At 70.1% G+C, this 12,028-nt stretch carries 14 protein-coding genes; 2 read left to right on the forward strand and 12 right to left on the reverse strand.

The genetic code is table 11. The features are described 5' to 3' along the window. Position 1 precedes the first annotated feature (1 nt). From WHX56_RS24000 to WHX56_RS24050, 11 genes are all read right to left on the reverse strand, one after another. Positions 2 to 589, reverse strand: coding sequence for an NUDIX hydrolase (locus WHX56_RS24000; RefSeq protein ID WP_338879188.1), 588 nt, complete (start codon positions 587 to 589; stop codon positions 2 to 4). A gap of 82 nt (positions 590 to 671) precedes the next feature. Next, a complete protein-coding gene (locus WHX56_RS24005; protein ID WP_287751737.1) occupies positions 672 to 1,925 on the reverse strand; it encodes an Hsp70 family protein in 1,254 nt (417 codons plus the stop codon). A gap of 65 nt (positions 1,926 to 1,990) precedes the next feature. Then, a complete protein-coding gene (locus WHX56_RS24010) occupies positions 1,991 to 3,196 on the reverse strand; it encodes a RhtX/FptX family siderophore transporter (protein ID WP_338879189.1) in 1,206 nt (401 codons plus the stop codon). A 2-nt stretch (positions 3,197 to 3,198) separates the two neighbouring features. Continuing rightward, positions 3,199 to 3,618, reverse strand: coding sequence for a cupin (locus tag WHX56_RS24015; RefSeq protein WP_338879190.1), 420 nt, complete (start codon positions 3,616 to 3,618; stop codon positions 3,199 to 3,201). A 58-nt stretch (positions 3,619 to 3,676) separates the two neighbouring features. Further along, positions 3,677 to 5,743, reverse strand: coding sequence for a TonB-dependent siderophore receptor (locus WHX56_RS24020; protein ID WP_338879191.1), 2,067 nt, complete (start codon positions 5,741 to 5,743; stop codon positions 3,677 to 3,679). Between the two features lie 178 nt (positions 5,744 to 5,921). Then, positions 5,922 to 6,800: a helix-turn-helix transcriptional regulator gene (locus WHX56_RS24025; RefSeq protein ID WP_244234949.1), complete on the reverse strand. Its 879-nt coding sequence runs from the start codon at positions 6,798 to 6,800 to the stop codon at positions 5,922 to 5,924. A 99-nt stretch (positions 6,801 to 6,899) separates the two neighbouring features. Beyond that, positions 6,900 to 7,232 (reverse strand): hypothetical protein, encoded by a 333-nt coding sequence (locus WHX56_RS24030; protein ID WP_287751744.1) that lies wholly within the window; start codon positions 7,230 to 7,232, stop codon positions 6,900 to 6,902. A 162-nt stretch (positions 7,233 to 7,394) separates the two neighbouring features. Continuing rightward, positions 7,395 to 7,631: a DUF3820 family protein gene (locus WHX56_RS24035; RefSeq protein ID WP_338879192.1), complete on the reverse strand. Its 237-nt coding sequence runs from the start codon at positions 7,629 to 7,631 to the stop codon at positions 7,395 to 7,397. 5 nt (positions 7,632 to 7,636) lie between these two features. Then, the gene (locus WHX56_RS24040) at positions 7,637 to 7,765 is read right to left on the reverse strand and encodes a hypothetical protein (RefSeq protein WP_279636174.1); all 129 of its coding nucleotides are present in this window, start codon (positions 7,763 to 7,765) and stop codon (positions 7,637 to 7,639) included. 64 nt (positions 7,766 to 7,829) lie between these two features. After that, positions 7,830 to 8,432, reverse strand: a complete 603-nt coding sequence (locus tag WHX56_RS24045; protein WP_338879193.1) for a GNAT family N-acetyltransferase — start codon at positions 8,430 to 8,432, stop codon at positions 7,830 to 7,832. Positions 8,433 to 8,435: 3 nt separating this feature from the next. Then, on the reverse strand, positions 8,436 to 8,909 hold the full coding sequence (locus tag WHX56_RS24050; protein ID WP_338879194.1) for an OsmC family protein: 474 nt from the start codon (positions 8,907 to 8,909) through the stop codon (positions 8,436 to 8,438). 168 nt (positions 8,910 to 9,077) lie between these two features. On the opposite strand from WHX56_RS24050, the gene WHX56_RS24055 reads away from it, so the two are divergent. Next, a complete protein-coding gene (locus WHX56_RS24055) occupies positions 9,078 to 9,503 on the forward strand; it encodes a copper resistance protein NlpE (RefSeq protein ID WP_129239320.1) in 426 nt (141 codons plus the stop codon). Positions 9,504 to 9,594: 91 nt separating this feature from the next. Next, a complete protein-coding gene (locus WHX56_RS24060; RefSeq protein WP_338879195.1) occupies positions 9,595 to 10,344 on the forward strand; it encodes an ABC transporter substrate-binding protein in 750 nt (249 codons plus the stop codon). Between the two features lie 12 nt (positions 10,345 to 10,356). On the opposite strand, the gene aliA is transcribed toward WHX56_RS24060, so the two are convergent. Next, positions 10,357 to 11,997: a cyclohexanecarboxylate-CoA ligase gene (gene aliA / locus WHX56_RS24065; RefSeq protein WP_338879196.1), complete on the reverse strand. Its 1,641-nt coding sequence runs from the start codon at positions 11,995 to 11,997 to the stop codon at positions 10,357 to 10,359. Between the last annotated feature and the right edge of the window lie 31 nt (positions 11,998 to 12,028).

Consider the following 12,028-nt stretch of genomic DNA (forward strand, 5'->3'; position numbering starts at 1 on the left):
CTCAGCCCGCGCCGTCCTGCCAGTCGAGCTTCCAGGCGCCGGACAGCACGTTCTGCATCCACAGCACGCAGGTCAGGGTCTTGGCGTCGGTGACTTCGCCCTTGCGGCAGGCGTCGACCAGCTCTTCGGGCCGCGCGCTGGCCACGTCCAGGAACTCGTCCAGGTCCAGTTGGCGGGGCCCGGCGCGCAGGCCGCGCGCGAAAAAGATGTGGATGATCTCCGTGGAATAGGCGATGGCCAGGTGCAAGGCCCCGGCATGCGCCCACTGGGCGGCCGTATAGCCCGTTTCTTCGAGCAGTTCGCGCTTGCCGCAGACCAGCGGGTCTTCGCCGGGGTCCAGCTTGCCCGCCGGGAACTCGGTCATGACGCGCCCGATGGGGTAGCGGTACTGGCGTTCGAGCAGGACGCGGCCGTCGTCCAGCAGCGGAATCACCACCACGGCGCCCGGATGCACCACGTATTCCCGTATCGCCGTATTGCCGTTGGGCAGGCTCACCGTATCGCGGCGGATCTTCAGGAAGCTGCCATCGTAGGGCGCCTCGCTGGCGACCAGTTTTTCGACGAGATGGGAATCGGGTTTGAGCGTCATGACGGGATCCTGGACCAGACGGAGCGCGGCGGCGGCGTGGGGCCGCGCGGAGCAATGCAGCTTACCACCGCCTCATGACGCCTCAGCCGAACTTGCGGCGGGCATCCAGCGCCAGGCCGGCGCCGATGCTGCCGAACAGGTCCCCCTCCACGCTGCGCGCGTGCGGCACCAGCGCCGACACCGCCTCGCGCAGCCGCGGCACCCGGCTGGAGCCGCCCGTGAAGAACACGGTGTCCACGTCCGCCGTGGCCACGCCGGCGTCGCGCAGCAGCGCGCCCACCGAGGCCTCGACCCGCTCGATCAACCGGCCCACGCAGGCGTCGAACGACGGCCGCGTCACGTCCACGCCCAGGTCCGGCGCGATGCGGGACAGGTCGATCCGCGCGGCCGGCGTTTCGGACAGGGCGATCTTGGCTTCTTCCACCTGCACCGCCACCCAGTGGCCGGCGCGCTGCTTGACGAGGTTGAGCAGCAGGTCGATTTTCTCGCGGTCGCCGGCCTCGGCCCGGATGAAGGCGAAGTGCTCGGCCGCCTTGCGGGTATAGGCCTGGTTGATGGTGTGCCAGCAGGCCAGGTTGCCGTACTGCGTGGACGGCACGTCCTTGCCGCTGCGCAACTGGCTGCCGAGCCCGAGCAGGGGCATCACGTGCCCCAGGCTGAGCTGCTTGTCGAAATCCACCCCGCCGATGTGCACGCCGCCATAGGCCAGGATGTCCTCGCGCCGGTCGGCCTTCGCGGCCCGGCCGGGCCCCAGGCGGATCAGCGAAAAGTCCGAGGTGCCGCCTCCGATGTCGATGACCAGCACCAGTTCTTCGCGGTCGATCTGCGATTCATAGTCGAAGGCCGCGGCCAGCGGTTCGAACTGGAACTCGATGTCGGTGAAGCCGACGCTGCGGGCGATCTCGCCCAGCGTCTCCTGCGCCGTCCGGTCGGCGGCGGGATTGTCGTCCACGAAGAACACCGGCCGGCCCAGCACCGCGCGGGTGAAGCCGCGGCCCGCCGCGGTCTCGGCGCGCCGCTTCAGTTCGGCGATGAACCGCGTCAGCAGGACGCGGAACGGGATCGAACGGCCCTGGACTTCCGTCGAGCCGTCGATGAGCGAACTGCCCAGCAGGCTTTTCATCGAGCGCATCAGGCGCCCGTCGTAGCCCGCCAGGTAATCGGAGATGGCGGCGCGGCCATAGCTGACCTCGGCGTCCTCGTCGTGGAAGAAAATGGCCGAGGGCAAGGTGGCCTTGCCGTCCTCCAGCGTGAGGAGCGCGGGTTGGCCGGCGCGGCTCCAGCCTACGGTGGAGTTGGACGTGCCGAAATCGACGCCGCATGCGGTGGAAATCATGGAAAACTCTGGGACGGAAAGCAAAACGGCGCACAAGTGTACCCGCTTCGGCCCCAGCCCCCCGCCTACCCCGCCGGCCGCGCCAGCGCCTTCGCGGTGAAGGCCAGGGTCAGGGCCGCGACCGCCAGCCCGGCCGCGAAGCCGCCTCCGTAGCCCGCGTACGCCGCCAGGCCCGTCATCAGCGACGACGTCAGGATCTCGCCCAGGTCCCGCGCGCTCTGGACGGCCGTCATGTCGGTTCCCGCCTGCGCGCCGCGGCGCGCGAAACGCATGGCCAGCGTCATCAGGGCGACGGACGCCGCCCCCGCCCCGAAGGAACCCAGGGCCTGCGAGGCATAGGCCAGGCCCGCCTGCCGCGGCGCCCAGCCCTGGGCCTGCGCCAGCCAGCCCAGCGCCGCCGCGCCGGAAGCCGCCAGGCCCAGTCCCAGCGCCGCGCGCGCGCCCAGCTTGCCGATCAGCCAGGCGCCCCCGCCGCAACCCAGCAGCACGGTGACGACGCCGCCCGCCATGCCGATGCGGCCCACGTCCTCGACCCGCCAGCCGGCGTCCACCAGGAACAGCTTGGACAGGCCGTAGCCCGCCACGGCCGTCATAGCCGACAGGAACGCCGCCACCGCCAGCGCCCAGGCGCCCGGCCGGCGGATGAATCCCGACAGCGTGGCCCGCGGCCGGGCGGATGGCGCGGCAGCGTCCGTCTCGCGCCACGTCGCGGCCAGGAACAGGCTGAGCGCCACCGCGGCGGCCAGCGCGGCGACGGCGGCCGGCTGGCCGATGTAGCCCGTCATGATCAGGCAGCCCGGGCCGCCGAAAAAGAAGCCCATCATCGTGCCGCCCACCTGCGCGGCATTGGCGCGCGCCAGGGCCTGGCCCTCGAAACGCTCCGCGGCCAGGCCGTCGGTGGCGATGTCCTGCGTGGCGCTGGCCAGCGACGCCACCGCCATCAGGGCCACCACCCAGGCCGCGCTGGCCGAGGAGATGCCCAGCAGCGCCACGCCCGACAGGCAGGCCAGGACCGCCGCCTGCATCGGAACGATCCAGCTTCGCCGCCGCCCCATGGCCGGATTCCAGCGGTTGTCCACCGCCGGCGCCCACAGGAACTTCAGCACCCACGGCAGGCCCACCAGCGGCAGCCAGGCCAGCGCCTGCAGGTCCGCGCCGTCGCGGCGCAGCAGCGTGGGCAGGGCCTCCATCGCCACGCCCAGCGGAATGCCCTGCGAAAAATACAGGGCGGCCACCATCAGGAACAAGCGCCCGTTTGCCTTGCGATCCATCTTCACGATTCCCTTTGCGGTTGGGCCGCGACGCGGCGGTGTTCGCTGCCGAGGCCCGGCGTCACGAACAGGATTTTCCCGGGACAGGCGATGTGCAGGCGATGCCACACGCCGCGCGGCACCACGGTACAGCGCCGGCTGTCCAGCAGCACGTCGGTTTCGGCGCCGCCCTCGTCGGCGAGCGTCAGCACCACGCGGCCTTCCAGCACGCACAGCATTTCCTCGCCGGCCGGATGGCGTTCCCACATGTCGCCATGCACGTCGGCGTCGCTGGCCACGGCCTTGACGCCGACCAGCCAGCCTTCGCCGGGCGACAGGCGGCGGCGCTTGCCGATGTCGCGCATGGCGCCGTCGTCGCCCAGCGCCACGAAATGATCGAGCCAGTCGAAGACCGGCGTTGCGGAAAAGGCCTCTGCCTTCATCGGATTACCTCCATGGGGTGCTGGCGGGCGGCGCGCCGGGCGCGCCCGCCGGTGTCGGTCAGTACTGCGCGCGCAGCGTCAGCATGACGTTGCGGGGTTCGCCGTAGCGGTTGTTCCAGGACGTGCCGGACAGGCTCTGGTAGTAGCGGCGGTCGAACAGGTTGTTCACGTTCAGCGCCGCGGTCAGGTGCTTGTCCAGCCGGTACGCCATGCGCAGATCCACCAGGGTGTAGCCGCCCTGGCGCAGCGTGACGGGGCCCGACACGGTCGAATACCCGGACTGCATCTGCACGCCGCCGCCCACGCTCAGCCGCCGCTCCATGACGGGCAGCGCATAGTTCGTCCACAGGCGGAAGATGTGCTTGGGCGTGAAGCTGGCGAACGGCTGCCCGTTGGAGACGGAGTCGGACAGGTATTTGCTGGTGTTGAAGGTGTAGCCCGCGGCCACCGTCCAATGGGGCGTTACCTGCCCGCTGGCCTCGGCCTCGAAGCCGCGGCTGCGGACTTCGCCGCCCGAGATGTAGTAGCAGTTGTTGCCCACGCAAGGCCAGTCCGGATCCTGCTGCGCGCGGTTCTTCTGCTGGATCTGGAACACCGCCAGCGACACGTTCAGCGCGCCGTCCGCCAGCGCGCCCTTCACGCCGGCTTCATAGTTGGTGCCGGTGACCGGGTCCAGGGGCTTGCCTTCGCGGGTCAACTGGCTTTGCGGCTGGAATACCTGCGCATAGCTGCCGTAGAGCGACCATTGCCTGTCCAGGTCGACGATCAGTCCGCCGTAGGGCGTGAACTCGGGATCGATTCGCTGGCGCGCGCCCGGGGCGCTCTGGTTCCACCAGCTCATGCGTCCACCCAGCACCAGGGTCGCCGGATCGGCCAGCGAAAAACGGCCCATGGCGTAGACGCCCTGCTGCTTCAGGCGCGTTTCGCCGGGCGAGGTATACGGCCCCACGCCGGGCTCCGGCACGCTGCGCGGATCCCAGTCGAACACGTTCACCGGCACGTTCAGCGCCGGGGTCAGCATGCCCGTGTACTGCTCGGAGGTGGTGCGCTGCGCATTGCCGCCCAGCAGCAGCTCATGGCGGCGGCCGAACAGCAGCACGGGCCCGCTCACATAGGCGTCCACGCTGGCCTGCGTGTTGTCGAACTTGTAGGCGCCGCCCATCAGCCGCGAACCCAGGCCCGTTTCGCGGTCGATCGCGCCGTACGCGCCGGCGTACTTCAGGTTGCTGTCGGCCGTCAGGTAATTGGCGCTGATCTTGGCCGTCCAGCCTTCGCCGAAGCCGTGTTCCAGGTCGGCGAACACCCGGGTCGTGTCCCAGTTGAAGCGGTCCCAGGCGGCGTCCAGGTAGGTCGAGCGCGACAGCCCGATGTCGCCGCCGTCCTTGTAGCGCGGCACGCCCGCCATGTTGGTGGTGGAGCGGATGCGCTGGTATTGCAGTCCGGCGGACAGCACCGTCCGCGGCCCCAGGTCCACTTCGCCGATGCCGTAGAACAGCGCCGACTGCTGGTCCGCCACGTCGTAGAAATAGCCGCGGTCCTCGACCGCGCCGACGATGCGCCCGCGCACGCTGCCGCTGGCGTTCAAGGGGCCGCCCAGGTCCGCCTCGGCGCGGTAGCGGTCCCAACTGCCCGCGCTGACCGTGCCGTTGAACGCGAACTCGCGCTGCGGCCGCTTGCGCACGAGGTTCACGGTGGCCGCCGGGTTGCCCGAACCGTGCAGCAGGCCGTTGGCGCCCCGCAGGATCTCCACGCGCTCGTACACCGCCATGTCCTGGGGCGAGGCGGCCATATTGCCCATCAGCACCGGCACGCCGTCCTGCTCGAAAGAATCGACCTTGAAGCCGCGCGAGTAATACGCCGTGGTCAGCAACTGGTAGGGCTGCACCGTGATGCCGGTGGCGTGCTGCATGACCTCGTCCAGGCTTTGCAGGTTCTGTTCCCGCATCCGCTCCAGCCCGATCACGGTGACCGATTGCGGGATCTCGCGCACCGTCAGCGGCAGCTTGCCCAGCGTCGCCGTGTCCGGCGCGATGCCCTCGCCGCTGACCGTCACCGCCGGCAGCGATTGCGCGTCCTGCGCCAGCGCCGGTCCCGCCGTCACCGCCAGCCACAGCGGCCATTGCAATGCGCGCGCCGCGCCCGCCCCCGTCTTGAATTTTTTCCGCACCGCTATCCCTCTTTGTTTGTTACTGAGAATTATTCTCAAATAATTCTAGAGAGGAAGGGAAGCGCCCGCTGGCGATTGCGGAAGTCTTGCTGGCGATTGCGGGAGTTTCGCCGCGCAAGCGGCGGCGCGCGGGGATTCAGCCGCGCGGCGCGACGCTGCTGGGCAGCAGGCCATAGCGGCGCTGGAAGGCCTTGGTGAAATGCGAGTCGGTGTATCCGCAAGCGTAGGCGGCTTCCGACACCGACAGCGCGCCCGCCGCCAACAGCGCATGGGCCTGCTCCATCCGGCGTTCGCGCACGTAGGCGTAGACGCTCATTCCGAACAGCTTGCGAAAACCCGTGGTGAGCTTGTTGACGTTGACGCCCGCCCGCCGCGCCAGTTCCGGCAGCGACGGCGGATCCTGCAGGTTCGCGGCGGCCAGGTCGCGCGCATGGTGCAGGCGCTCGACGTCGCCGCGCGACAGGCCGTGGCCCGGCGCCTGGCACGCCGCCGGCTGCAGCGCGCCGAAAGCCAGCGCCGTCAGCTCCAGCGCCTTGCCCGACAGGTACATGCGCTTGAGCGCCCCCTGCACCGGGCAGGCCAGCATCTGGTTGCCCAGGGCCTGCATCGCGGGGGCCACTCGCAGGTTGGCATCGGCATAGGGCTGGCGGCCTCCGGGCGCGCGCAGCAGCGCGGCCAGTTCCGCCGGCTCCATCGCCAGCGTGTCGCGCAGGTGCTCCAGGCCGGTGCGCAAGGAAACGAAGCGCAGGGCCTCGTGCGCGCCGAATTCGTGTTCCATGCCCATGGCGTCCTGGCACAGGCTCATGTGCAGCAGCGGGCCGCTGACCCGCGTGGCCGGCGCGCCGCGCACGCTATAGCGCAGCTCGCCGTCCAGCACCAGCACCAGCTTCAGCCCGGGCTCGAGGCGTTCGTGGACCCGCTCTTCCCGGCCGAAGCGCAGCGTGCCGCCCGCCAGCGACATCGCGGGCATGGCGGCCGATACGGTCCAGTCGGGTTCGGGGGAGATGGCGGTCACGGTCGCGGTCCCGCGGCGGGATCGGGTTTGTTGATGAGATTGAATATTATTACCGTTCAGCCAAAACGGGAAGCCGGCCCCGCGCCGGCGGTGAGCGCCCTACTGCTGCTGGCGGCGCTGCTCCAGTTCCTTCAGGCATTGCGCCACCCCGGCCTGCATCTGCGCGTTCGACACGGCGGCGCGGTCCGAGACTTCGCGGCAGCGCACGTATTCGGCCTGGCTCTCCGGCGTATCGCGGATGACCGCCGGCGCGGAGCCGGCCTCGGGCGTGACCGTCATGCGCAGCGTGGAGGGCGGCGAGAGGCTGCCGTCCTTGGAGCGCACGCTGGGGTACTGGTATTCCTGCGTGATGGGCGCGGCGTTCTGCGCCTGCGCGACGCCGGCCGCGCACAGGGCGGCAAGCAGGAACGCGGAGATACGGTATTTCTTCATGGCGACCTCTCTTCGATGGGCAAGCGCGCCGCGGACAGGAGCCGATGGCCGCCCGGCCCGGCGCGCGCCGCACTATCGTATCCTCGCCCGCCGGCCCGCGGCGTGCCAAGACGCTACACAATCCGCCAGAGTTGTTTCCCGCGGTTTCGCGCAGGGGCCGCTTCAGGATTTGCCGGCGGATTTGCCCGCGGACTGGCGCAGCGGCGCCAGCAGCGAAGACAGGCCGTTGTGGTCCAGTTCGTGCATCAGGGCCAGCAGGCGGCCCAGCTCGCCCGGCGGGAAGCCTTTGCGCGCGAACCAGGCCAGGTACGGCCCGGGCAGATCGGCGATCAGGCGGCCCTGGTACTTGCCGAAGGGCATGGTGCGCGTGACCAGCTGGGAAAGCAGTTCGGGATCCATGGCGCTCACCGCGGTGCCGCGCCGCCGAAAGCGATGTCGGCGGCGGGAATGGCGGCGATCTTCACGCCGAAACTGGAGATGGACGACAAGGTGGCGTTGTGGTGCGCGTCGATCACGATCAAGGCGGAATCCATGGCGTTCCCGGAAGTGGCAGGTGCCGACCAGTCTACCGCCAAATCAGGCAGGCGCCAGTGCGGCTCAGCCGCACTCCGCTCCGGTCTCGGCGGGCGGCCAGGTGTGGGCGTACATCCAGAAATGGCGCGGCTCGCCGCGCACTACCCGGTACGCGTGCAACAGCCCTTCGCGGCGGAAACCGCAGCGTTCCAGCACGCCCGCCGAAGCCGTGTTGGAGTCCAACACGGTGGCCTGGATGCGCGCGAAGCCCAGCGTCTCGAGCGCCCAGCCCGTCAAGGCCGCGCAGGCTTGGGTGGCGAGGCCCCGGCGCCAGTATGCCGGGTCGATGTCGTAGGCGATCTCGGCCCGGCGCTGCGGCAGCGCGATCTCGTTCAGGCCGATGGTGCCGACGAGCCGGCCGTCCGGGCCGGCGATGGCGAGCCGCATGCTGTGGGACCGGTCGGGCCGCGCATAGGCCCGGATCAGGCCCGCCAGGGTCTGCGGCCCGTCCAGTCTCCAACTGGTGTGGCGCGTCACATCCTCCCGCCGCAGGTATGCGTACCAATCGGCGGCGTCGTCCTCGCGCATGGCGCGCAGGCGCAGGCCGGGCGCGCCCAGGGCGGGATAATCCCGGGGCCAGTCGGCGCAGGCCGGCGGCATCGCGGGCCGCAGCGGAAGAGACGGCATCGTTCAGCCGGCGCGCACGATGCGCGGTTCGCACCGCACCGGGAAGTTCACCGAATTGGCGATGAAGCAGAAATGGTGCGCCCGCTCGTGCAGTTCGGCGGCCAGCCCCGCGTCGTCGCCGGCGAGGATGGTCACCTCGGGCCGCAGCGTGACCTGGGCGAACGCCCCGCCCCGCTCGCGGTCTTCGACCATCACGCCTTCGGCCTCGTCCCGGTAGGCCACCACGGTCACGCCTTCGGCCGAACAGAAATGCAGGTACCAGAGCTTGTGGCAGGCGGACAGCGACGCCACCAGCATGTCCTCGGGATTCCAGCGCGCCGCATCGCCGCGGAACGCGGGATCGGACGAACCCGGCACGTCGGGCTTGCCTTCCGCCCGTATCAGGTGATCGCGGGAATACGCCTTGTAGCTGGACGTGCCGGTGCCGGTATTGCCGGTCCAGTCCACGGTGACGCGGTAGCGATGTTCGCCGTTCATGGGATTCGTCCTGTTCGGATCGTCATGGCGCCGGGCGGCCCGGCAAGGAAAAACGCCAAGCGTAGCGCATGCGCGCCGACGGAAGAAGACCGACCGCCTTACATCCCGTTTCAGCACGGGCACGTTACTGTCCGTATCGTGAATGCGTTTGCCTCACAGGAGCTCGCCATGCTGAAGACCACCCTGACCTGCGCCCTGACGCTCGCCCTGCTGGCCGGTTGCGCGCCTTCCCAGACCGTCTCCGGCCGCGGCGCGCCCGCCGACGGCCACACGGCCCGCAATTCGCTGGATTGGGCCGGCAGCTATGACGGCACCCTCCCGTGCGCGGACTGCCCCGGCATCCGCACCCGGCTGACCTTGACGCAGGACGGCCGCTACGAAAGACAGACCCAGTACCTGGACCGCCAGCCGCAGCCCGAAGTCGTGACGGGCGACTTCAGTTGGGAGTCCGACGGCAGCACCATCCGGCTGGACGCCTCGGGCGACAGCCAGCGCTATTTCGTGGGCGAAAACCAGGTGACCATGCTGTACCGCGACGGCACGCGCCCCACGGGCCCGCTGGCCCCGCACTACATCCTGCGCCGCGCGCAATAGCGCGCCGGGGCGTCGCGCAAAACGCGCGCTTCCGGCTATGCTTGCCGCAACGTCCGCGCCCGGCGGCGCGGCCCCTCCCGCCAAGGAAACCATGAAGACCGACCACGAGCTGCTCTCCGCCTTCGCCCCGACGGGCACGTTGCGCGCCTCCATCAATCTGGGCAATCCCATCCTGGCCAATACCGACGCCGCCACCGGCCGGCCCGGCGGCGTCTCGGTGGACCTGGCCACGGAACTGGCCCGGCGCCTGCAGGTGGAGCTGGAACTGGTGGTGTTCAAGTCCGCCGGCGAATCCGTCAACGCGGTGGCCGCCGAGCAGGCGGACGTGGGCTTTTTCGCCATCGATCCGCTGCGCGGCGAGCAGATCGCCTTTACCGCGCCCTATGTGGTCATCGAAGGCGCGTACCTGGTGCGGCAGGATTCCCCGATCACCGCCATGGACGAGGTGGACCGCCAGGGACGGCGCGTCGCGGTCGGCAAGGGCAGCGCCTACGACCTGTACCTGACGCGCGAACTCAAGCAGGCGGAGATCTTCCGCGCGCCGACCTCGCCCGCCGTGGTCGACACGTTCCTGCGCGAAAACCTGGAAGTCGCCGCCGGCGTGAAGCAGCAGCTCCAGGCCGATGCGCAGCGCCTGGGCGGCCTGCGCCTGCTGGACGGCCATTTCATGCTGATCCGCCAGGCCATGGGCGTGCCCAAGAGCCGCGGCGACAAGGCCAGCGCCTACCTGGGCGCCTTCGTCGAGGCCATGAAGAAATCGGGATTCGTGGCCGAAGCGCTGGCGCGCCACGGCATCCAGGGCGCGGCCGTGGCGCCGCTGGAAACCGCGCCCGGCGCCTGAGCGCGCGGCGGGCTAGGCGCCGTCCCGCAGCATTTCCCGCAGGCGGAACTTCTGCACCTTCCCCGTCGGCGTGCTGGGCAGGCTGTCGCGCACCTCCAGCCGCTCCGGGATGTATTGCAGCGCCACGCCTTGGCCTTTCAGGAAATCCACCAGCTCCGGCAGCGCCAGCGCGCCGCCGGGCTTGAGCGTGACCACGGCGCAGGCCCGCTCGCCCAGGCGCTCGTCCGGATACGCCACGATCGCCGCCTGGCCCACGGCCGGATGCCGATACAGCAGGGACTCGATTTCCACCACGGGGATGTTCTCGCCGCCGCGGATGATCACGTCCTTGCTGCGGCCCGTGATGCGCAGATAGCCCTGGCCGTCGATGCGCGCCATGTCGCCGGTGTCGAACCAGCCTTCGTCGTCGGTAGCGTTCAACTGGGGCCGCTTCAGGTAGCCGCCGAAGTTGGAGCACGAACGCAGCCAGAGATTGCCCACCTCGCCGGCGGACAGCGCCGCGCCGGAAGCATCCACCACCTTGATCTCGACCCCGGGCAGCGGGCAGCCGTCGCTGGTGTAGGCGCGGACGTCGTCGTCTTCCGGCCGGGTCAGCGTGACCGCGCCGTTCTCCGTCATGCCCCACGCCGAAACGATCTTCGCGCCCAGCACCTGGCGGGCCTGCTCCACCAGCGGCCCCGGGATCGGCGCGCCCGCGCACAGGAAGGTGCGCAGCGTGGGCACGCCCTGCCCCGACTGCGCGACCTCGCGCGCCAGGTCCGTCAGGAACGGCGTGGACGCCATGCTGAACGTCGCGCCGTGCTCGCGGATCAGCCCGGCCGCGACGGCGGGATTCCAGATGTCCAGCGTCACCGCCCCGCAACCCAGGTAGAGCGGCATCATCAGCCCGTACATGAAGCCGGTCTGGTGCGCCATCGGCGACCCCATCAGCACCACGTCGTCCGCGCCCAGCCCCAGGCGGTCGGCGTAGGCGGCGATGTTGGAGAACGTGGTGTTGGCCGTGTGCATCACGCCCTTCGGTTCGCCGGTGGTGCCCGAGGTGTAGATCAATTGCGTCACGTCGTCCGGCCCTGGACGCGAACGGCCGAGGATGTCGCGGGCGTCGGGCTCGGCCTCCCAGCGGGGGTCGGACAGCAGGGCCTCGAAACTGTCGGGGCCGGCGCCGCCCACCGCGATCACGCGCTCCAGCCGGGGCAAATCGGCGCGCAGGCCTTCGGCCATCGCCGGATAGTCGAAGCCGCGGAACCGCTGCGGCACGATGAAGACGCGCGCCTCGCCGTGGCGCAGCATGAACGACAGCTCGCGCTGCCGGAAGATGTGCATCAGCGGGTTCATCACCGCGCCGATGCGCGAGCAGGCCAGGTAGGTGACGACGAACTGCCAGCCGTTGGGCAACTGGCAGGCCACCACGTCGCCCGCGCCGATGCCCAGCCGCGCCAGCCCCACCGCCACCCGGTCGGCCATGGCGGCCAACTGGCGGTAGGTGAAGCGCCTGACTTCGGCGCTGTCGGTGTGCACGGCCGTCAGCGCCAGCTTGTCGGGATGCGAGGCCGCGCCCCTGTCCAGGAAGTCGTTGATGGTCAGGTCCCGCCACCAGCCGCGCGCAACGCTCTCCTGCCGTCTCGGTGCAATCAGTACAGCATCGAATTCCATGTCGTCTCTCCGATGTTATCCGCGCCGGGCC

The sequence above is a fragment of the Achromobacter veterisilvae genome, from assembly GCF_037619525.1.
Classification (GTDB): Bacteria; Pseudomonadota; Gammaproteobacteria; order Burkholderiales; family Burkholderiaceae_B; genus Achromobacter; species Achromobacter veterisilvae.

Coding starts and splice junctions, on each gene's coding strand:
- WHX56_RS24040 (WP_279636174.1), bottom strand. CDS start 7,765: ATGGATTCCGCCTTGATCGTGATCGACGCGCACCACAACGCCACCTTG.
- aliA (WP_338879196.1), bottom strand. CDS start 11,997: ATGGAATTCGATGCTGTACTGATTGCACCGAGACGGCAGGAGAGCGTT.
- WHX56_RS24030 (WP_287751744.1), bottom strand. CDS start 7,232: ATGAAGAAATACCGTATCTCCGCGTTCCTGCTTGCCGCCCTGTGCGCG.
- WHX56_RS24035 (WP_338879192.1), bottom strand. CDS start 7,631: ATGGATCCCGAACTGCTTTCCCAGCTGGTCACGCGCACCATGCCCTTC.
- WHX56_RS24005 (WP_287751737.1), bottom strand. CDS start 1,925: ATGATTTCCACCGCATGCGGCGTCGATTTCGGCACGTCCAACTCCACC.
- WHX56_RS24045 (WP_338879193.1), bottom strand. CDS start 8,432: ATGCCGTCTCTTCCGCTGCGGCCCGCGATGCCGCCGGCCTGCGCCGAC.
- WHX56_RS24000 (WP_338879188.1), bottom strand. CDS start 589: ATGACGCTCAAACCCGATTCCCATCTCGTCGAAAAACTGGTCGCCAGC.
- WHX56_RS24050 (WP_338879194.1), bottom strand. CDS start 8,909: ATGAACGGCGAACATCGCTACCGCGTCACCGTGGACTGGACCGGCAAT.
- WHX56_RS24060 (WP_338879195.1), top strand. CDS start 9,595: ATGAAGACCGACCACGAGCTGCTCTCCGCCTTCGCCCCGACGGGCACG.
- WHX56_RS24015 (WP_338879190.1), bottom strand. CDS start 3,618: ATGAAGGCAGAGGCCTTTTCCGCAACGCCGGTCTTCGACTGGCTCGAT.
- WHX56_RS24010 (WP_338879189.1), bottom strand. CDS start 3,196: ATGGATCGCAAGGCAAACGGGCGCTTGTTCCTGATGGTGGCCGCCCTG.
- WHX56_RS24055 (WP_129239320.1), top strand. CDS start 9,078: ATGCTGAAGACCACCCTGACCTGCGCCCTGACGCTCGCCCTGCTGGCC.